The following is an 18,468-nucleotide window of genomic DNA, read 5'->3' on the forward strand; positions in this document are numbered from 1 at the left end:
AGGCAACCAAGGTCAGCATGTGAATGTCTCCTCAGTCGGTCTACGAACGCCGCGGCGGCGTCGTGGCGTGAAGCGAATATAGAAATGGCGGCGGCGAGCTCCAACGACGGAGATGTTCAAAATGAATATTTCGTCCTTGGAGTTCTCTCGCAGGCAGAACCCTGCAGAAGCGAATCCCGTGTCAGTCATGTGTCATCCGACACATTGAGAGCGCCGAACACAACGCACGTGCGTCAGTTGACACAGCGGCGACCGCGCCGCCGCTCATCGACAGTGTCGCACAGCAGGCGACCCAACAGGGTTGCAACGTCGCCAACGACGTGCTCGCGGAGCGCATCCGCCTCCCTCAGGTTGTTTGCCAAGGACGACAGTGGGGTCCTGCGGCGCAAGTGACAGGTTGAGTGCGCTCGCAACCGTGCTCGGTATGAGTCCAGCGTCGGTAATCGGCGCGAGGTCCACGAATGTCGCGCCGTACATCCTCGCCACCAGCCAAGAGCCGATCGACGTCGACGGAGAATGGGTGCATCGACTATCTGCGTTGGAGCCCTATGAGGACCGCAAGGGCTCACCCGAGTCCAGGCCATGTCGTTTTCGGCCAGCGAACTACTGTTCGTCGAGCGCGCTATGGCAAACGGCGACGTCCAATCGTTGTCGGAAGATCAAGTCGCCGACACTCGTCAGATCGCTCGCAAGCTCGATGAGTTGGCACTGGGGATCGAGCCGGCCGCTGCCAGAGGGCCGCGCCTCGGATTGCACGAACTCGCCGCCCGATTTGATGACAATCTCACTCTGCTCTCTCGCGGGCGACGAACTGCGGCGCCGCGCCATCAAACGCTGTCAGCGATGCTGGAATGGAGCTATCAGCTTCTGTCGATCACCGAATAGGCCGTCCTGCGTCGCCTTTCGGTCTTCCGAACAAGCTTCAGCCTCGCGTCCGCCGCTTCGGTCGCATGCGGGGACGACATAGGTCACGACGATGCGATCGAATGCGTGATGAGCCTTGTGACCAAACCCCTTGTGAGCGTAGATGCCGGCAGGGAGCCTGTCCTCTATCGCCTGCTCACCTATCGCTGGGCCAGAAAGGGATCGCGGCCGCGTGCTGCCCACGATCAACGTACGCATTCGACGTACCTGTTCGGTGCCGTGTGCCCTGCGCTCGAAACCGGCGCGGCTTTGGTGCTGCTCTTCTGCAACAGCCAAGCCATGCAGCGTCATCTCGCCGAGATTGCCAGCAAGGTCAGCCCTGGTGCCCACGCATCGTCATCCTTGATCAGGTCCGGAATGCACGGAGCGAAGGAGCTGAAGGTCCCGCACAACGTCTCGCTGATGCCATTTGCCGCTGCGTTCGTCCCGCGCTGAACAGCCAGGAGAGCATCTGGCAGTTCATGCGCCAAAATGCTGTCACCGCGTCTTCAAAGCCTACGATGACGTCGTCGATCACTGCTGTTACGCTTGGAACACCCTCATCGCCCAGTCGTGGAAGATCATGTCAATCGCGCTCCGCGATTGGGCCTATATCGGTCGATCAAATTGAGGATTAGTATAAAGCAGGTTGAAGCAGGCACTCTTCACGTCCACATAGGACGGGTCTTTCATCTCGATCAGATCGCCGAAGCCCATCGCTCCATGGAAGAAAACTCTGCAGGAGGCAAGATAGTCGTCGTCACCTCCTGACTGCGTCAATGATCGACGCCCTGACGAAATAGCGGTTGTTCCGGCCGCGATCAACGCTTTGTATACAGCTGCCGCGCAGCACCTCCTTTTTGCAGCCGGCGCCTCAGGCGGCCACCGTGTGCTCGCGATGGACCACCGTCGCGGGCGCTCCAGCGACTTCGTAATCCCGAAATGGAAGCCGATGCGCACGAACTGCAGTTGAGCCCGCCTTATGGGTCGCGGCCGCGTCAGCGACGCGCTCGGCCGGCGGGATCAGGTCATCGCGGGTCCCGAACGCGAAGTCGCGTGCAGATGTTTGTCGCCGTCGATGTGGATCTGCGTCGTGAGCTGCCGATAGCCGGGCGCAGTGATGAAGAAATGGCATCCACCGGCCGCTGGCAGTGCCACCACATTCGGCTCCAAAGAGCGACGACTTCCTACTCCCGCCGGATTGCCAACGTTTTCTTCCTTCGCGACCGCCCCGTGGGGAGGTGGTGTCATAGACACCGCCTCCGCTCCTTGGCCGCTCACCAGATCATCTGGCCACCAGACACGTTTGCGGCGCTCGCCGTGATATTACGGGCACGGTCCGACGCAAGGAATGCGACCGCTTCGCCGATGTCCTCCGGCGACTGCGGACGCTTGAACGGAATGCCGTCCACGAACTCCTCCCAGGCCTCCTTCTGCGTGATGTTCTTGTTGACCGAAAGTTGCTGCAGCAATGGATCCCACAGCGGTGTCCGCACGATGCCTGGGCAAACCGCGTTGACGTTGATGTTGTGCGGCGCGAGCTCCTTGGCCATCGATTGCGTCAGACCGATTACGGCGAATTTTGAAGCGCAGTAATGCGCGAAGAACGGGATTGCTTCCTTGCCCACCATCGATGAAATGTTGATGATCTTGCCGTACTTATTCTCAATCATGTGGGGCACGAAAGCTCGGCACGACAGAAACACGCCCTTCGCATTCACGTCGTTCACGCGGTCCCACTCCTCCGCCGTTAGTTCGGCGAACGGTACGCTCTTCGAGACCCCCGCGTTTGTCACCAAGATGTCGACGCGGCCGAATTCCTTAATCGCCGTCTTGGCTACGGCTTGCGTCGAGTCCCAGGACGTCACGTCGTGCTGGAGAACGATAACCTTCCTGCCGCTCCTGCGGATTTGGGTCGCCGTCTCCTCGGCGCCAGCAATATCGCGATCCGTCAGCACTAGGTCAGCCCCATGCTTGGCCATAACTGTGGCTATGCCCGTACCGATTCCGCGCCCGGCTCCCGTGACGACTGCGACTTTCCCTTCGAGTTCCATACCTGATCCTCCTTAAATGCGGCGCTACACTTTCATCAAGGCGAAGTGCGGCCCGCCCCGTTTCCGAACGGCCACCGCTCGCCCGCTTCTCTCGCCGATATTGGCCAAGCATGCGCCCCGAGGCATCCCAAAAGTTATTCATTTTGATAATTCGGGGGCGGTGGGGCGGCGGCTCGACTATGGCGACGTTCACGCTTTGCGCTTGCTCACCATCGTCATGAGACGGATATGCGGATCGATCGCGAAGAGTTTTCACAATGAGAGTCTTGCTTGAGCCTTCGGGAGTCGCGCCGCTGTCGGCGTGACGAACGGTCAATAGCGTCCGGCCCCGCGCATTATCCTGTCGATGCGGTTCTGACAACGTTCAAGAGCCTCGCGATCCGCGATTTGGCTGCTGAGCGCTGCAAAAATCTCTTCGCCGATGATCTGCTCCATCACGAAGTATTCGGGGACGGGTGGGCGCTGCCAGGTGCGCAGCTTGTTTTGCTTGGCCAACCGGTCCACAAAACGCACAATTGGGGTAGCCGCGTTGGCTTCCGGGTCGGCAGTGACGCTGAAGCGTGGCGCGACCGGAATGCCATTCTTGACGTGCTCCTTCATCGCCGCCGGCGAGGCCATCCAGGAAATGGCTTCGAAGGCCAACTTCGAACGTTCTGGGGGCAGGCGAGCCGGAATGCCGAGCAAGAAGCCGCCGACGGGGCTTATTGTCGGGCCCCTTGGGCCATGCGGATGCGGAAGGTATTCGACGTTGCGCTTGACGACCGAGCGGATATCGTACTCGAAGCGTGACGCGCGCATCGTCCAGCAGTAAATCATCGCCGCGCGTCCTAGCATGAAAAACTCGAGAGCGCGGTTCCAATCCATCACAAGGATGTCAGGTGGAGACACCGCGAGTAACTGGCGCATATAGTCGAGTGTGCGCATCCCGGCCTCGCTCATAATCTTCGGACGGTACATCTCGCCGGACATGTGGCTGTAGTCGAACGCGACTCCCAACATCGGTACGTTGATGATCGGCGTCCCACAGGATCCTATGAGGAACATGAAAGTATGGGCAATCGGCATTCCTTTGGCGGCGTTCCAGACGATGCCTTGCATGCCGCGTTTCGGCTGGTGAAGATACTTGGCCGCCTCGATCACATTCTCGAACGTTGTCGGAGCATGCAGCTTGTTCGCCTCGAAGAGATCCTTGCGAATCGCTAGCGTTTCGATTGTGCAGTAGATCGGGACTCCGTACTGTTGGTTGTTCCAATGTCCGGTCGACCAGATGTTGGGATGGAAATCGAGCGGGTTCATGCCGCTGTCAGCAAGAAATTCGTCGAGTGGCTGAGCGATGCCATCCTTAACGGCCTCGCCGAGCCACGGCATATTGATGCATATGACGTCATACTCGCTCTCCTTGCGCGTAGCATTTCTGAACAGCTCCTGGTGCAGCTCAGGCAAAGGGAGAAGCGTAAAATTCTTCCGCGAGGCCAACTTCGAACGGAAGTCCGACCACATGTTGCGCATTGAGGCGAAATAATTGTCATCGTGCAGCAGAAAGCGAAGCTCCTGCGTCGGCCGCAGTCGGCTTTCCATGATCTTCAGCGGCGGGATGATCTGATCGACCATATAGGCCCCACCAAAATAGTAGTCGTCGGGTTTGGCGCTGCCCTTGCCAAGGCCGAAGGTCTCGGCGAGCAGCACCTTCACTTTCATGGCATAGGAGGTGAAGTTCGACTTCAGCCGTCGGCTCGGCGCAAGGTAGAAGGACCTGCCCCTGGAATTACGGCTGTATTGCTCGATGTATCCATCTTCGATCAGCCGATGGATGCGCCGCATTGCGCTGGCGAAAGGAATTTGTGCGACAGACGCCAGAGACGATTTGGTGACCAGGTCGCCACGCAGATGGCTCTTAATCAGAAATAGGACGATATTCCAGACCGGATCCGGACTGGCGGCATGCAGCTGATCATATGGAGCGCGGATTTGCTCCAGGAAGTTGATGATCCGAAGCAGCTCGTAGTCCGTCATCTGATCCACGACGCCCTCCCGGGCTGTGGAGGCTAACATTAGCGCCTACGTCAAGCAAAAGGGTGGACTACGCTGGGTTGGGCCTCCTGCCTCCCGGGTTGAACATGCAGGCTTCCACTTGCTGCGGGTCGTCTTCCGTGGGCATTTTTTAGGTAGCAGTCAGAACCCAGGGCGAGTGCGACACCATTGCCGCTGCCGGCCTTGATGTCGGCGACGAGGCTTGCGATTTCGTTCTCGCGCCGGTGCCGCCGACCACCACCTTTGCACCTTCGGTGGCGAACAGCTTGGCGGTGGCTTGGCCGATGCCCGAGCTTGCGCCGGTGATGATGGCTACCTTGTCCTGAAGACGTCCGATCCGCTGGGTCATGTCCATGGCTCTCGTTCGCCGGACTTGGAAGAAGGCACAGAAGCTGGTTAGATCATTCAGTTTTTATGAACGATCGGGTGGAAAATCGACTGCCTTCGAGCGTTTGAGGTGTGCACCGCGGTAGCCGGGCGGGGCAGTTTTACCCGTGCCGCTGAAAGCTGGAGACCTCTCCGTCCAATGTGACCCGTTATGTGAACGAGCTCGAGGGGGCGCTCGGCGCCCGGCTGCTCAACCGCAGCTCGCGGCGGCTCTCGCTGACCAAGACCGGCAAGACGCTTTACGATCGGGCGCTTTCCATCCTCGACGATTTGGCGGAGACAGAAGCAGTGGCGTCCACAGCGGCGATTCAGCCGCGCGACGGTTTGGCGACGTAGGCGCATGTCAGGAAACCCGGTACTTTCATTTGAATCTGGTCGGCCCTTAAGTATCCGGAAAGGATCTGCTCAAGTTGCTGATGTACGGCGTGGCTCGTGCCTGAGGCCGCAACCACGATGTGAACCGCACTGGAGTTTTCGGATCTCAGGCTTTCGGCCGCTCGACGAAGATGGGTTGCTCGGTCATGCCCGGCTGCGGCCAGTTCCCGAACATTTCCGCGTAGCTCGCGGACATGATCTCGACAACGTTCCCCCATGGGTCCTCGCAGTAGCAAAGACGCCAGGGTCGGCCGGGAACGAAGTCGATCGGCGCGTTGCGCGCCTTGCCGCCATTCGCGATGATCTTGGCCACGAGCCCGTCGACATCGGCACAGGTGAGCGCGATGTGGAAAGGGCCCCTGATCCAGTAAGGCATGTTCTCCTCCGGTGTCTCCACCGGCGGGTCGATGAACTGGAAGAGTTCGAGCCCCACGCTGTTGGCGAGCAGCAGATGCGCCTGGTAGGCCTTCCTGAACCGGCGGCCGAAGATGCCGGGTGTCTCATGTGTGGCCTTCTCTGCTGCCGCGAGCAGCCTCGGCCCCATGATGTGAGATGCACCGAACACCTTCACGTACCAGTCGATGGCTCCGAAGATGTCGGGCACAGTGATGCCCACATGGTTGAGTGCGAGTGCGGGTGCTTTGGACATGTCTTCCTCTCCGCCGCGCGTGGCGCAGCCGGGTTGATGGAGCATTGCTGGCTGTCAGCCTTGGCGGCGGTTCGACATGCGGTCGATAAGCACGGCCAGAAGAACAATGATCCCGGTCGCGAACGGCCGTGGCTGGGTTTGATAAGCGTGTGGGAGCTTACTTGCTGCCGAGCTTGCCGGCCTGCTCGAAGGTCGGACAGGCCCGTTGTTCCAGCGGCACGTCGAGGGGCTGGAAGTTGTCCTTGGTGACGACGGTTGGTTTTAACACGATCTCGTTGATGACGGGCTGGTCGCGAAGAGTACGGATCGCCATCATCGTACCGAGGCAGCCCTGCGCGAAGCCATTATAGTCGCCGCTCGCGAGCAGCTTGCCGGACTTGATGGCATCGATGGCCTCTTTGGTGCCGTTGATGCCGACCACCTGCGCCTTGCGGTTGGCGGCCTCCAGCGCTTCGATCGCGCCGATCGCCATGGCATCATTGGCAGCGAGCACGCCGTCGATCTGAGAATTGGATTGCATCAGGTTCTCCATCACCTGGAGCGCTTGGAGGCGCTGGTAGTTGCCAGGCTGCGACGCCACCAGCTTTGCACCCGGATTTTCCTTCAGAGCGTCCTTGAAGCCGCGGACGCGGTCAATATTGGTCAACGAGCCCTTGACGCCTTCGATAATGACGAAGTTGCCTTTGCCACCGAGTGTCTTGAGCAGATAGCGTGCGGTTTCGAGCCCGAGGCTATAGTCGTCGGCGCCTACAAAGGATACGAACTTACCGCCCGCCGAGCGGTCCGTGATGTTGACGATGGGGATCTTTGCGTCATTGATCTTCTCTACGCCCGGCACCATTGCCTTATAGTCGACGGGAATGAAAACGATGGCGTTCGGCTTCTTCACCACGACGTCCTCGATCTGGCTGAGCTGCTCGGGGATCGAGTCCGGCTTGGTCGGGATATATTGCAGCGTCTTGGCGTTGAGCGACTTTGCTGCCACATCAGCTCCGACGCGGACGGTCTGGAAGTAGGGATTCGTCTGGTTCTTCGTGAAAACGGCGATCGTTTCACCATCGGCGTGGGCTTGCGTCGAGAACGCAGCAGCAATCAAGAGCGGCAGTGCCCGGCAGACCGGTCTTTGGTGTCTCATGTTATCTCCATCCCTCATTCTGGTTGTTGGATTGGATGAAAGCTCATTGCGTGCGCCGTCGCGTCTTCATGTCGAGCCAGACCGCGAGAATGACGATGATGCCGGTGACGAGCGGCTGCCAGTTGGCGTTGACGGACAAAAGGTTCATGCCGTTCAACACCAGCGTCAGGATCAGCGCGCCGACGAAGGTGCCGAATACGGTGCCGACGCCGCCGAACAGTGAGGTGCCGCCGATCAGCACGGCCGCGATTGCAGGCAACGTCAGGCTCTCGCCGATATCGGCCTCCGCTGAATTGAGCCGCGACAGGAAGATGATCGAAGCCAGGCCCGCCATGATGCCGGAGACGGCGTAGACGAGCAGCAGGCGCCTTGCGACCGGAATGCCGGAGAGCCGGGCCGCGACCGGATTGGCGCCGATCGCATAGATCTCCTGGCCCCAGATCGTGCGCTGCGCGAACAACGTGCCGATCGCGAGAAAGATCAGCAGCAAATAGACCGGGATCGGTAGGCCGAACAGATAGCCGCTGCCGATCTGGCGGAAGCCGGCGGGGAAGCCGTGGAGGGTGTCGCCGGCCATGTACCAGTAGGTCAGGCCGCTCAGGACCCAGAGCATGCCGTAGGTAGCAATAAAGGACGGGATGCGAAGCGTGGTCACCATGATGCCGTTGAGAAGGCCAACGATACCGCCGCAAGCAAGGCCTGTAAGGATTCCGAGCACCGGCGAGCCCGTCTGGTGGATCACGGTGCCGGCAAGACAGGCGGACAGCGCGACATTCGCGCCCACCGAGAGGTCAAGGCCAGCGGTCAGCACCACCAATGTCAGACCGGAGGCGATGAAGAAAGTCAGGCTCGCCTGCCGCAGCACGTTGAGGATGTTGCCGAGGTTCAGAAAAGAGTCGCTCAGGAAGGTCAGCGCCGCGCAGATCAGGAGCGCCGCCAGCAGACGGTAGAAGAGTTGGATCGCGTCCTGTGAGAGCAAGGAGCGGCGCGACGATATCGCCTCTTTGGCGATGCCAGTCATGACCGGCTCCGAAGGCCATCCAGGAACAGTGCGGCGATGACAAGAAAGCCAACGCTTGCGACCTGCACCGAAGACGGAAGCGAGATCAAATTGAGCCCGTTGCGCAGCACACCAACGGCGATGACGCCGAGCACGGTGCCGAGCAGCCAGCCATTGCCGCGCTCGAACGAGGTGCCGCCGACCGCCACCGCCGCGATCGCATCGAACTCAAGTCCGAAGCCTGCGGTTGGGTGCCCCGAATTCATGCGCGCGGTCATCAGCAGGCCCGCGACGCCGGCCATGGCGCCGCCGAGCGCATAGACCGCGATCAGGAGCTTGTTTTGTGAGAGGCCGGCATATTTCAGCGCCTCGCGATTGCCCCCGAGCGCGAAGATGTAGGTGCCGAAGCGCGTGTGGTAGAGCAGAGCGTGAAAGGCGGCGTAGGTCACGAGCGCCACCAAGATTGGCACCGGCACGTTCAGGAGCGTCGATGAGTAGATGTCACGTACGCTGTGGGGAATGCCGACGACACTCTGGCCGTCGGAGACGATCAGCGACAGACCCTGTGCTACGCCGAGAGTGCCGAGCGTTGCAACAAAGGGCGGGATCCCGAGGATCGCGACCAGCCAGCCGTTGACCGTACCGAAGGCCACACCAACCAGCACCGCGGCGCTGAAGCCCAGCAGCGTCGATTTGGTTGCGACCGACACGATGGCCACGCAAAGCGAAGTGAGCGTGAGGACGGCACCCATCGAGAGGTCGAGCCCCTCGGTCATGATGATCAGGGTCATCGGCAGCGCCAGCATGGTCAAGATAGTAGACTGCACCAGCACGTTAGAGAGGTTGGCAGCCGAGAGGAAGCCCGGGGCGATCGCGCCAAACAGCAGGATCAGTGCAGCCAGCACAATGGCAACGCCAGGAATGCGTCGGAGCGGATTGGGACGGGAAACGACCGCGGTCTCAGGCATGATGCATCCCCAATCGCACGATGTTTTCCTCCGTCAGCTCATTGCGCGTCAGGTGTCCAGCGATTCGCCCCTCGCGCATAACGTAGGCGCGGTCACAGACATGGCAGATTTCCACCTGCTCCGATGAGATCATCAGCGCGGCAGCACCTTCGGCGACGAGGCGATCGATCAGCGCGAAGATTTCGGACTTGGCACCGATGTCGATGCCGCGCGTCGGCTCGTCGAAGATGAAGAGCTTTGCGCCGGCCGCGAGCCATTTGCCGATCACGACCTTCTGCTGATTGCCGCCGGACAGGAGCCCGACGATCTGGCGCGCGCTCGGGGTTGCGATCCGGAGCTGCCGGATCAGGTTGCCGGCGGTGCGCTGCGCGCCGCGGGGATCGAACAGTCCGGCGGGAAACAGCTTCTTCAGCGCCGACACCACGAGATTGTCGCCGACGGAGCGGAGCAGCGCGAGCCCCTCGCTCTTGCGGCTCTCCGGGATCAGCGCGATGCCGCGGCGCGCCGCGACGTCGGGTTCGCCGGAGATAGGCTTGCCGTTGAAGATGATCTCGCCGCCACTCACGGGATCCGCGCCGAAGATCGCTCGCGCGACCTCGCTGCGGCCCGAACCGACCAATCCACACAAGCCGACGATCTCGCCCCGGCGCACCTCGATATTGATGTCGGAGATGCCGGTCGGCGAAGTCAGGCCCCTCACCTGCAGCAGCATCTCGCCGGGCTGGTCGGCGAATTTGCGCGGGTAAGTCATGTCGACGGTGCGCCCGACCATCATGCGGACGAGCTGGTCGGGGGTGACGTCGGCCGGGCGAACGCCGTCGACGCGGCGGCCGTCGCGCAGGACGGTGATGCGGTCACCGAGCGCGAACACCTCGGCCATGCGGTGCGAGATGTAGACGATGGAAACGCCGTCGGCTTTCAGCCGCGCGATCAGGGCAAACAGCAGTTCGGTCTCGCGGTCGGAGAGCGCTGCGGTCGGCTCGTCCATGACCAGGATGCGCGCATTCTGGCTGATCGCTTTCGCGATCTCGACCATCTGCTGCTGTGCGACGCCGAGCTTGCCGACCGTGATCGAGGGGTCGATGTCGAAGCCGATCGTATCCAGCACGCGCTTCGCCTCGGCAAGGATCTTGCGGCGGCCGATGGTGCCGGGGATGCGGCCTTTCGGCTCGCGACCGAGGAAGATGTTCCGTGCGATGTCGAGGAAAGGGACGAGCGAGAATTCCTGGAAGATCACGGCAATGCCGAGCTCCTGCGCATCCGCGGTCGAATTGATCGAGACCTTCTCGCCCTTGTAGTAGAACTCGCCCGCGTCGGCGCTATAGGCGCCGCACAACACCTTCATCAGGCTCGATTTGCCGGCCCCGTTCTCGCCCAGGAGCATGTGAACTTCGCCGGGGTAGACGGCAAAGGACACGTCATCCAGCGCCTTGACGCCAGGAAACTTCTTGCTGATGCCACGCAGCTCCAGTAGCGGCGGTGCGGTGTCCCGGCTGGGCATCCGCAGAGGCGAGCTCATGTGCGAACTCCCGCAAAGATCTTTCCGGGATTCATCAATCCGTTTGGATCGAGGGCCGATTTGATTGACCGCATCACATCGACAGCCTCGCCCAGCTCGTCGGCGAGAAAGTCGATCTTGCCGAGCCCGATGCCATGCTCGCCCGTGCATGTGCCGTCCATCGCGATGGCGCGGGCAACCATGCGGGCCTGAAGCGCCTTGGCGCCGTCGATCTCAGCGGGCTTTGCGGGATCCACGAGGATGAGCATGTGGAAATTGCCGTCGCCGACATGGCCGACGATCGGCGCGGTAAAGCCGTGAGCATCCGCATCCTTTCGCGTGTCGGTGAGGCACTCCGCGAGCCGCGAGATCGGCACGCAGACATCGGTGATGACGGCGCGCGCGCCGGGCCGCAGGCCGAGGCCGGCATAGAGCGTATTGTCGCGGGCGTGCCAGAGCCGGCTGCGGTCTTCCGGCGCCTTCGCCCATTCGAAGCCGCGGCCGCCAAATTCGGCTGCGATGGCCTGTGCCAGCTCGGCCTGTTCGGCGACAGCCGTCTCCGAGCCGTGAAATTCGAAGAACAGCGTCGGCGCCTCGCGATAGCCGAGCTTAGAGTAGGCATTGATGCCGCGCATCATGACGTGGTCGAGGAGCTCGATGCGGGCCACAGGAATGGCCGCCTGGATAACCGCGATCGCGGTATCGACCGCATTGTGCAAGCTGTCGAAGCTACAGACCGCGGCCGAGATCGCCTGGGGCAGTGGATGCAGTTTCAGCGTGATCTCGGTGATGACGCCGAGCGTGCCTTCCGCGCCGACGAACAGTCGTGTCAGGTCATAGCCGGCAGAGGATTTGCGTGCCCGCTTGCCGGTGCGGATCACGCGCCCGTCCGCCAGCACCACTTCAAGCGCCATGACGTTATCCTTCATGGTGCCGTAGCGCACCGCCATCGTGCCGGACGCTCGCGTCGAGCTCATGCCACCGATCGATGCATCTGCTCCGGGATCGATCGGGAAGAACAGGCCGGTGCCGCGGAGCTCTGCGTTGAGCTGCTTTCGCGAGATGCCGGGCTGAACAACGACATTCATGTCGCTGTCATGCACCGTCAGAACCTTGTTCATGCGCGCGAAGTCGAAGCAGACGCCACCCGCGACGGAGGCCGCGTTACCCTCCAGCGAGGTGCCGGCGCCGAACGGGACGATCGGCATGACCGCGTCGGCGCAAAGCTTGACGATCTCAGCGACCTCTTGCGTCGTCTCCGGGAAGACGACGATGTCGGGTGGCAGCGCGCGATAATAGGATTCGCTCTCGCCATGCTGATCCAGCACGCCCCTCGCCACGCTCGCACGCGGGCCGATCACGCTTGCGAGGCGTTCGGCCAATGCGGCTATGTTGACCCGTGGTTCCATCGTCTCTCCCCAGCATCGTCGTGCAGACTCTTACCAGTCCGTTCGTGCTTCCGACTCAAGCCGCTTGTACGCTGCTCGCAACCTGCTTCAGGCCGAAGTCATAGGTGAGATGATAGTATGCGGTATCCACCATGCGACCATCCGGCGCACGACCGGGCGGGCAGCGCACGAAGTTGCGGATCAGGCTGTCCTTGACGCCAAACACCACATCGGAGTCGAGATATTTGTCGCCGGCTACGAACACATGCGTCACAAGCTGCTCGGCGCCCGGTGCCGAGATCATGAAGTGGACGTGTGCGGGTCGCCAGGGATGACGCCCCTGGGCTTCCAGCATTTCGCCGACCGGTCCGTCATGCGGGATCGGGTAGGCCGCCGGCTTGATCGACCAGAAATGGAAGCGGCCATCGCCGTCGGCGCGAAACCGTGCGCGCATCGCCAGATCGCCGATCTCATCGAGTTGCTGCACGTCGTAATAGCCGTCATTGTCGGAATGCCAGACGTCGACCACGGCGCCCGCCAGCGGTTGGCCGTCCACGGTCGAGACCGTGCCGGTGACGAGCATCGGATCGCCTTCCATCGAGCCGGAAATGTCGTCGCCGTTCTGCCTCTCGGGGGCGGCCTCGACGAAAAACGGTCCGAGCACGGTCGTTTCGGTGGCACCTTCCGGCACAGGATGGTTGATCGCGTCGACCAGCATGGAAACGCCGAGCGTATCCGACAGCAGGATGAACTCCTGACGCTTGTCGTCGCACATGTGGCCTGTGCGGGTCAGGAAGTCGATGCCGAATTCCCATTCCTTCTGTGTCGGGCGTATCTCGCGCACGAAGGCGTGAAGGTGGCGCACCAGCGCCTCGCTGACCTGTTTGATCCGTGGATCAGGCGCGCCCGCGATCCGATCCAGAACTGCATCCGTGATCGTGTTTTCGTTGAAATTGCGCAAAGGAGCCTCCGTCGATCAGAGCTTTGGTTCATCAAGACCAGACAGTCTTTCGAGATGCTTCACGGTCGCGATGAAGTCAGTCTCGCCGTCGCCCTGCGCAATGATGGAGCCATAGGTCTCGCGCACCTGCGCCGCGAGCTGCAGCGGCACGCCGACGGCATGGCCCGCGCCGAGGATGAGGTCGAGATCCTTTGCCATCTGCATGCAGGAGAACGTCGACTCGAAGTCGCGGGTTCGCAGCGGCGCGGTTTTGTATTTGACCATGGGAGAGGCCACCGCGCTCTCGTCCAGCACCTTCAAAATGTCCTGCCAGGCGATGCCGCCCTTGCGCGCCAACGCGAGGCTCTCGGCCATCACGGCGGCCGAAACCGCGATCATCAGATTAACCGCGAGTTTTGCGTAGCGCGCTTCCTCGCTTGATCCAAGATACGTCTGCGCGCGGGTGAAGCTTGCGAACAGCGGCTTGACACGTTCGAAAGCGTCCTTGGGACCAGAAACGAAGCATGTCAGCGCGCCGGTATGAGCGATGCTTGCATTTCCGGAGATGGGAGCGCGCAGATACGTGACCCCGCGCGCTTGCGCGGCCGCGTCGACCTCGGCCGAGGCCTCGGCGCTGACGGTGCTCGTCTCGATCAGAACCGACTTCGGCGCTATCGCGCTGATGAGACCGGTCGTGCCGAGCATCACGGCCTGCAGCGCGGCATCGTTAGGGAGAGAGCTGATGACCACGGGGCGGCCATTGACAGCGTCGGCTGGAGAATCCGCGACGGCGATGCCTTGCGCGCGCGCCTCGTTGAGCCGCGCCACACTCTGATCGAAGGCCGTCACGGCGTAACCGGCCTTGGCGACAAGTATGGACATCGGCAGACCCATCTTGCCGATTCCGATGAAGGCGACGTTTTTTAGAGTCTCTGTCATGTTTTCTTGTCCGTTTGGCCGCATCATGCGGCGTGCCCTCGTTATTCGATGTCATGAACCAACCGCTGGCCTGATTGCGCGAGCAGTTCCTTCTTCTGCTCGAGCCCATCGACCAGAAGCCGGCCGTTCCGCTTCTTCCAGACGCCGCCGATCATGACGGCCTCGATATTGGCGAGGCTTGTCTGCATCACCACGGTCGAGACGGGGTCATGCACCGGGAAGAGGTTGAGATCGCTCGCGTTGACGACCACGAGATCGGCGAGTTTTCCCGGCGTCAGCGAGCCGATCTGGTCCTCGCGGCCGAGCATGCGCGCACCCTCGGTGGTGATCCAGCGCAGAGCCTCGCGCGCTGGGATGGTTGTCGTTGCGGGAATCGTGCCCTCGCTCTTGCGCATGTCTGCGTTGTCAAGCGCTCGCTGCATCGAGAGCGCGACGCGCGCGGCGGAGAAGAGATCGCCGGGCAACACGGATTCCAAGTCGATGCCTATCGAGGGGCGCACACCGCGTTTCAGCAGGCGTCCTGTGATAGGAAAGCCGTGCCCCTGGATCATCTCGTTCTCAGGCGTCACGGAGAACGATACGCCGAGATCGACAAGCCGCGGTAACAGATCGTCGGGCAGGTCGTTGCCATGGACGATATTGACACCGGGGCCGACCAGCCCGGCCTCGATCAGCTTCTCCCAGCCACCAGGCGTTTTCGCCGGACCGCCGCCCTGATGCATCGAGGCGATCAGGTTGAACTCCCGTGCGAGGCGGAAATCGTGCAAGGCCACGTCGAGCGTCGAATAATGCGGGCCGAGGACGGCAAGCCCGAGCGTGACGAGCCCGTTGCGATCGGCCAGTGGGCCGGCCAGAAGACGTTCGACCTCGTGACGTGGGTGCGGCATTTCCGAGAAGTGCGGCTCGCCCGGCTTTGGTTCCGGCTTCGGCGAGCCGTGGAAGAAGGCGGCGCGGATGCCGCTTTCGATCAGGCCGCGCACGGCCGCGTCGGTATGAGCCGGCGTCGGGTTGTTGTGGCACCAGTCGACCAGCGTGGTGGCGCCGCAATTGATCTGGTTCAGCGCGCCGACGAGGGTGGCGATGTAGATGTCGTCGGGCCGGAACATGGTCGCCAACCCCGCATGCATCCGGCGGAAGTATTCGAGCAGGGTCCAGTTCGCCGCGAAGCCGCGCAACGCCGTCTGCCAGGTGTGCATGTGCGCGTTGATCAGGCCGGGAATGATGATACGTCCCCGACCATCAATGATCTCGGTCTCGGCGGCGCCGCTGCCGAGGTCGATGCCGGGACGCACCTCCGCAATCCGGCCATTCTCAACCAATACGTCGCCGGCACTGAGATCGCCAATCCCGGCGTCCATGCTGATGACCATTGCCGATTTGATGAGGGTGCGGCGCATTCGATCAAGCCGCCGCTTTTGCTGTGATAGGTGGCTCACCCGCCCAGGCGCGCGCGATGAGGTCGCGAATGGCGTTGCGTTCGAGGGGACGGGGATTCCAATAGGCGTTGGTCACCGCCAGATCCGCAGCCTTGTCAATGCCGTCCTCGGGCATGCCGATGTCGCGTAACGCCAGGTTTGCGTTGAGCCGCTTGGCGAGATCGTAGAGGCCGCGCGCCGCATCGGCTGCGCCGGTCGCACGCGAAATCCGCCCCATCGCTTCAGGAGCCGCCGGCGCGTTGTAGGCCAACGCATGCGGCAGCACGATGGTGTGCGTCTCGGCATGCGGGAGATCGAACGTGCCTCCGAGCGTGTGGCAAAGCTTGTGATGCAGTGCCATGCCGACGGTGCCAAGGCAGACCGCGCACAGCCAAGCGCCGTAAAGCGCCTCGGTGCGAGCCTCGCGGTCATCACTCTTCGCGGCAATGGCGGGCAGCGCCCGCGCAAGCGCACGAATGCCCTCTTCTGCCATCAGCGAGGTCACAGGATTGGCATCGCGCGCGTACAGCGCCTCCACCGCATGCGCGATCGCGTTGATGCCGGAGGTCGCCGCCAAACTCACCGGAAGCGTCAGCGTCAGGTCGACGTCGTAGATCACGGTTTCCGGCAGCACGGCGGCGTCGTGCACCGTGGTCTTGAGCCCGTCCTTAGTCTGGCCGAGAATCGGCGTCATCTCCGAGCCAGCATAGGTCGTGGGAATGCAGAGCTGGTTGACGCCGGTGCGCAAGGCCAGCGCCTTGCCCAGTCCGGTGGTCGAGCCGCCGCCGAGCGATACGACGCAGTCGGCGTCGCAGGCCAGCATCGCTGCGATCGCCTTTTCGGTCACCTCGACGGGCGTATGCATGGTGGCCCCGGCGAAGATACCGGCATAGAGCGATCCAAGGGCTGAGCCGAGGTCCTTGCCTTGTCCCTCCTGCTGCGGCGTGGTCAGCACCAGGGCGCGCTTGCCGCCGAGCCGCTCGATCTCAGCCTTGGCCACACCGATCGTTCCGCTGCCGAACACGACGCGGCAAGGCAGATTTTCGAAGGTAAACGACCCAATCATGCGCCGGCCTTTTCGATGGGGTAGTCGACCTGGAAGCGCCCGATCCGCAGGTCGCCAAGCTCTTCACGAACGCGCAGGTGCTCCGGATGGGTCGCATACGCCTTCAGCGCGGCGCTGTCGGCGAATTCGGAGACCAGAACGACGTCGCAAGCGTAGTCGATATTGCTGACATCGACGCCGACTTCGATGTGCGTGAGGCCGTCAATTCGGCCTTTCAGGCCTTCGAACAGGGTCTTGACCTTCGACCGGGCGGCAGCGCGCTCCTCGGCGGTCTCACCGCGCAGCCGCCACATCACGATGTGCCTGATCGCACTCGACATTTCCTGATTTCCTCACCTGCCATCTTGCGTGCTGAGTGCATTTTGCCTTGCGGGTCTCGGAAATAAAGAGCAAAATCTGGAAGTCTCTTTTCCGATTTGAGAAAAAATGGATCGCCTGCTGCAGCTCGAGGTTTTCTCCAAGACGGCCGAACTTGGCAGCCTTTCCAGGGCCGCGGAGACCTTGCGGATGTCGAATGCCGCGGCGAGCCGCCATCTCAGTGCGTTGGAGGAGCGGCTTGCGGTCCGGCTGATCGAGCGCAACACGCGCCGGCAATGGCTAACGGAAGCAGGGCAGGAGCTTCTGCAGCGTTGCAGCACGCTCCTGAACGAATTGGCCGAGGCTGAGGACGCCGTCAGAGACCGAGCGGTATCACCAAAGGGGACGTTGTGCATCACGAGTTCGCTGTCGTTCGCGATGATCTATCTGGCGCCGATGCTGCCCGCGTTTCGCGCGCTCTATCCAAACCTCAGCGTTCAAATCATCGCCGCCAACCGCTATCCTGATTTCATCGAGGCTGGCATCGACGTCGCGATCCGCACGAGGGAGCAGGAGCCGGATTCCAACATCATCGTCCGACGCATTGGCCAGATGCGGCGGGTGCTGGCGGCAGCACCATCCTATCTTGCGAGCCGTGGCCGGCCAGAACATCCCGCCGACCTCGCGCGCCACGACATGCTGATCTACAACCTCGCAAACGATCCCTACTCGCTGCGGCTCAGTAAGGGCAATGCCGAGCAGACTGTTCGCATCGTGCCAACGCTCGACAGCAATGACGGCCAGGTGATCCGTGGCGCGGCTCTCGGGGGCCTGGGCATCCTGATCCAGCCGCTCTACATTGTGCAAAATGACATTTCAGCCGGCAAGCTCGTGCCGGTCTTGACGGATTGGGAACTGCCGCTGCTGACGATGAATATCGCCTACCAGAATCGCGTCCGGCTGCCGGCCAAAATCAGAGTCTTCATGGATTTTTTATTCGATCATATCCGCAAGAACTCGGATCCGGGAATTTGGATTGCGCCAAAGGAGTAGAGCGCAAATGGCTCGAGCCGGCTGGCGCGAGGAAATCTGTTGGCCCATTGTTTTGGTCGATGCGCGCTTTTTGCCGACCGTCTCAATCTCCCCTTCTCGTCAGTCTGTCGAATGCGGGAGCTTGCCCGCGTCACATATCCTCAGTCCTAGGTCGCGCGTCTAGCTGCCTCAATCCAATTAGACGGGATTCGCTTCTGCGGGGTTCTGCCTGCGAGAGAACTCCAAGGACTCCAAGGACGAAATATTCATTTTGAACATTTCCGTCGTTGGAGCTCGCCGCCGCCATTTCTATATTCACTTCACGCCACGCCGCCGCCGCGGCGTTCGTAGACCGACTGAGGAGACATTCACATGCTGACCTTGGTTGCCT

The 18,468-nt window shown here is 61.7% G+C and carries 18 protein-coding genes and 2 pseudogenes; 5 read left to right on the forward strand and 15 right to left on the reverse strand.

Annotated elements, in window-relative coordinates; genetic code table 11:
* Positions 1 to 582 precede the first annotated feature (582 nt).
* The 3 genes and pseudogenes from ACFFWD_RS02070 (at position 583) to ACFFWD_RS02080 (ending at position 1,674) form a co-directional block, all read left to right on the forward strand.
* The gene (locus ACFFWD_RS02070) at positions 583 to 885 is read left to right on the forward strand and encodes a hypothetical protein (protein WP_376960936.1); all 303 of its coding nucleotides are present in this window, start codon (positions 583 to 585) and stop codon (positions 883 to 885) included.
* Positions 886 to 1,059: 174 nt separating this feature from the next.
* A pseudogene (locus tag ACFFWD_RS02075) lies at positions 1,060 to 1,261 on the forward strand (IS630 family transposase); the annotation flags it as partial.
* 215 nt (positions 1,262 to 1,476) lie between these two features.
* Complete coding sequence (locus ACFFWD_RS02080) at positions 1,477 to 1,674, forward strand: zinc-binding dehydrogenase (protein WP_376960938.1); 198 nt, start codon at positions 1,477 to 1,479, stop codon at positions 1,672 to 1,674.
* 252 nt (positions 1,675 to 1,926) lie between these two features.
* Here ACFFWD_RS02080 and ACFFWD_RS02085 read toward each other — a convergent pair whose 3' ends face one another.
* The 4 genes and pseudogenes from ACFFWD_RS02085 to ACFFWD_RS02100 form a co-directional block, all read right to left on the reverse strand.
* Positions 1,927 to 2,154 (reverse strand): hypothetical protein, encoded by a 228-nt coding sequence (locus tag ACFFWD_RS02085; protein ID WP_376960940.1) that lies wholly within the window; start codon positions 2,152 to 2,154, stop codon positions 1,927 to 1,929.
* A 26-nt stretch (positions 2,155 to 2,180) separates the two neighbouring features.
* On the reverse strand, positions 2,181 to 2,957 hold the full coding sequence (locus tag ACFFWD_RS02090; RefSeq protein WP_376960942.1) for an SDR family NAD(P)-dependent oxidoreductase: 777 nt from the start codon (positions 2,955 to 2,957) through the stop codon (positions 2,181 to 2,183).
* A gap of 312 nt (positions 2,958 to 3,269) precedes the next feature.
* On the reverse strand, positions 3,270 to 4,970 hold the full coding sequence (locus ACFFWD_RS02095; protein WP_376960968.1) for an extracellular solute-binding protein: 1,701 nt from the start codon (positions 4,968 to 4,970) through the stop codon (positions 3,270 to 3,272).
* A 170-nt stretch (positions 4,971 to 5,140) separates the two neighbouring features.
* Positions 5,141 to 5,325: pseudogene (locus ACFFWD_RS02100) on the reverse strand (SDR family NAD(P)-dependent oxidoreductase); the annotation flags it as partial.
* Between the two features lie 170 nt (positions 5,326 to 5,495).
* Between ACFFWD_RS02100 and ACFFWD_RS02105 the strand changes: the two are divergent.
* On the forward strand, positions 5,496 to 5,711 hold the full coding sequence (locus tag ACFFWD_RS02105) for a LysR family transcriptional regulator (protein WP_376960970.1): 216 nt from the start codon (positions 5,496 to 5,498) through the stop codon (positions 5,709 to 5,711).
* Positions 5,712 to 5,856: 145 nt separating this feature from the next.
* Here ACFFWD_RS02105 and ACFFWD_RS02110 read toward each other — a convergent pair whose 3' ends face one another.
* The 11 genes from ACFFWD_RS02110 to ACFFWD_RS02160 all read right to left on the reverse strand — a co-directional run bounded on the left by ACFFWD_RS02110 (position 5,857) and on the right by ACFFWD_RS02160 (position 17,068).
* The gene (locus ACFFWD_RS02110) at positions 5,857 to 6,399 is read right to left on the reverse strand and encodes a VOC family protein (RefSeq protein ID WP_376960944.1); all 543 of its coding nucleotides are present in this window, start codon (positions 6,397 to 6,399) and stop codon (positions 5,857 to 5,859) included.
* A 157-nt stretch (positions 6,400 to 6,556) separates the two neighbouring features.
* Positions 6,557 to 7,534 carry a sugar ABC transporter substrate-binding protein gene (locus tag ACFFWD_RS02115; RefSeq protein ID WP_376960946.1) on the reverse strand — a complete coding sequence of 326 codons (978 nt, stop codon included), beginning with the start codon at positions 7,532 to 7,534 and terminating at the stop codon, positions 6,557 to 6,559.
* 43 nt (positions 7,535 to 7,577) lie between these two features.
* Positions 7,578 to 8,555 (reverse strand): ABC transporter permease, encoded by a 978-nt coding sequence (locus ACFFWD_RS02120; protein WP_376960948.1) that lies wholly within the window; start codon positions 8,553 to 8,555, stop codon positions 7,578 to 7,580.
* A complete protein-coding gene (locus ACFFWD_RS02125) occupies positions 8,552 to 9,502 on the reverse strand; it encodes an ABC transporter permease (RefSeq protein ID WP_376960950.1) in 951 nt (316 codons plus the stop codon). The genes ACFFWD_RS02120 and ACFFWD_RS02125 overlap by 4 nt, the downstream gene beginning before the upstream one ends.
* Positions 9,495 to 11,021 carry a sugar ABC transporter ATP-binding protein gene (locus ACFFWD_RS02130; protein WP_376960952.1) on the reverse strand — a complete coding sequence of 509 codons (1,527 nt, stop codon included), beginning with the start codon at positions 11,019 to 11,021 and terminating at the stop codon, positions 9,495 to 9,497. The genes ACFFWD_RS02125 and ACFFWD_RS02130 overlap by 8 nt, the downstream gene beginning before the upstream one ends.
* Positions 11,018 to 12,409 carry an FAD-linked oxidase C-terminal domain-containing protein gene (locus ACFFWD_RS02135; RefSeq protein ID WP_376960954.1) on the reverse strand — a complete coding sequence of 464 codons (1,392 nt, stop codon included), beginning with the start codon at positions 12,407 to 12,409 and terminating at the stop codon, positions 11,018 to 11,020. The genes ACFFWD_RS02130 and ACFFWD_RS02135 overlap by 4 nt, the downstream gene beginning before the upstream one ends.
* A 55-nt stretch (positions 12,410 to 12,464) precedes the next feature.
* On the reverse strand, positions 12,465 to 13,349 hold the full coding sequence (locus tag ACFFWD_RS02140) for an intradiol ring-cleavage dioxygenase (RefSeq protein ID WP_376960956.1): 885 nt from the start codon (positions 13,347 to 13,349) through the stop codon (positions 12,465 to 12,467).
* 15 nt (positions 13,350 to 13,364) lie between these two features.
* Positions 13,365 to 14,267 (reverse strand): NAD(P)-dependent oxidoreductase, encoded by a 903-nt coding sequence (locus ACFFWD_RS02145; RefSeq protein WP_376960958.1) that lies wholly within the window; start codon positions 14,265 to 14,267, stop codon positions 13,365 to 13,367.
* A gap of 41 nt (positions 14,268 to 14,308) precedes the next feature.
* Positions 14,309 to 15,664, reverse strand: coding sequence for an amidohydrolase family protein (locus ACFFWD_RS02150; RefSeq protein WP_376960960.1), 1,356 nt, complete (start codon positions 15,662 to 15,664; stop codon positions 14,309 to 14,311).
* A gap of 4 nt (positions 15,665 to 15,668) precedes the next feature.
* Complete coding sequence (locus tag ACFFWD_RS02155) at positions 15,669 to 16,748, reverse strand: maleylacetate reductase (RefSeq protein WP_376960962.1); 1,080 nt, start codon at positions 16,746 to 16,748, stop codon at positions 15,669 to 15,671.
* On the reverse strand, positions 16,745 to 17,068 hold the full coding sequence (locus ACFFWD_RS02160; protein WP_376960964.1) for a Dabb family protein: 324 nt from the start codon (positions 17,066 to 17,068) through the stop codon (positions 16,745 to 16,747). Before ACFFWD_RS02160 ends, ACFFWD_RS02155 begins: the two co-directional genes overlap by 4 nt.
* A 106-nt stretch (positions 17,069 to 17,174) precedes the next feature.
* Here ACFFWD_RS02160 and ACFFWD_RS02165 point away from each other — a divergent pair, with 106 nt between their 5' ends.
* Complete coding sequence (locus ACFFWD_RS02165; RefSeq protein WP_376960966.1) at positions 17,175 to 18,098, forward strand: LysR family transcriptional regulator; 924 nt, start codon at positions 17,175 to 17,177, stop codon at positions 18,096 to 18,098.
* The last annotated feature ends 370 nt before the right edge of the window (positions 18,099 to 18,468 follow it).

The organism is Bradyrhizobium erythrophlei (assembly GCF_042430365.1).
Taxonomy (GTDB): Bacteria; Pseudomonadota; Alphaproteobacteria; order Rhizobiales; family Xanthobacteraceae; genus Bradyrhizobium; species Bradyrhizobium erythrophlei.

Excerpts from the sequence above, each read along its gene's own strand:
- ACFFWD_RS02070 (WP_376960936.1), top strand. The coding sequence starts at position 583 with ATGTCGTTTTCGGCCAGCGAACTACTGTTCGTCGAGCGCGCTATGGCA.
- ACFFWD_RS02085 (WP_376960940.1), bottom strand. The coding sequence starts at position 2,154 with ATGACACCACCTCCCCACGGGGCGGTCGCGAAGGAAGAAAACGTTGGC.
- ACFFWD_RS02090 (WP_376960942.1), bottom strand. The coding sequence starts at position 2,957 with ATGGAACTCGAAGGGAAAGTCGCAGTCGTCACGGGAGCCGGGCGCGGA.
- ACFFWD_RS02095 (WP_376960968.1), bottom strand. The coding sequence starts at position 4,970 with ATGACGGACTACGAGCTGCTTCGGATCATCAACTTCCTGGAGCAAATC.
- ACFFWD_RS02110 (WP_376960944.1), bottom strand. The coding sequence starts at position 6,399 with ATGTCCAAAGCACCCGCACTCGCACTCAACCATGTGGGCATCACTGTG.
- ACFFWD_RS02115 (WP_376960946.1), bottom strand. The coding sequence starts at position 7,534 with ATGAGACACCAAAGACCGGTCTGCCGGGCACTGCCGCTCTTGATTGCT.
- ACFFWD_RS02120 (WP_376960948.1), bottom strand. The coding sequence starts at position 8,555 with ATGACTGGCATCGCCAAAGAGGCGATATCGTCGCGCCGCTCCTTGCTC.
- ACFFWD_RS02125 (WP_376960950.1), bottom strand. The coding sequence starts at position 9,502 with ATGCCTGAGACCGCGGTCGTTTCCCGTCCCAATCCGCTCCGACGCATT.
- ACFFWD_RS02130 (WP_376960952.1), bottom strand. The coding sequence starts at position 11,021 with ATGAGCTCGCCTCTGCGGATGCCCAGCCGGGACACCGCACCGCCGCTA.
- ACFFWD_RS02135 (WP_376960954.1), bottom strand. The coding sequence starts at position 12,409 with ATGGAACCACGGGTCAACATAGCCGCATTGGCCGAACGCCTCGCAAGC.
- ACFFWD_RS02145 (WP_376960958.1), bottom strand. The coding sequence starts at position 14,267 with ATGACAGAGACTCTAAAAAACGTCGCCTTCATCGGAATCGGCAAGATG.
- ACFFWD_RS02150 (WP_376960960.1), bottom strand. The coding sequence starts at position 15,664 with ATGCGCCGCACCCTCATCAAATCGGCAATGGTCATCAGCATGGACGCC.
- ACFFWD_RS02155 (WP_376960962.1), bottom strand. The coding sequence starts at position 16,748 with ATGATTGGGTCGTTTACCTTCGAAAATCTGCCTTGCCGCGTCGTGTTC.
- ACFFWD_RS02160 (WP_376960964.1), bottom strand. The coding sequence starts at position 17,068 with ATGTCGAGTGCGATCAGGCACATCGTGATGTGGCGGCTGCGCGGTGAG.
- ACFFWD_RS02165 (WP_376960966.1), top strand. The coding sequence starts at position 17,175 with ATGGATCGCCTGCTGCAGCTCGAGGTTTTCTCCAAGACGGCCGAACTT.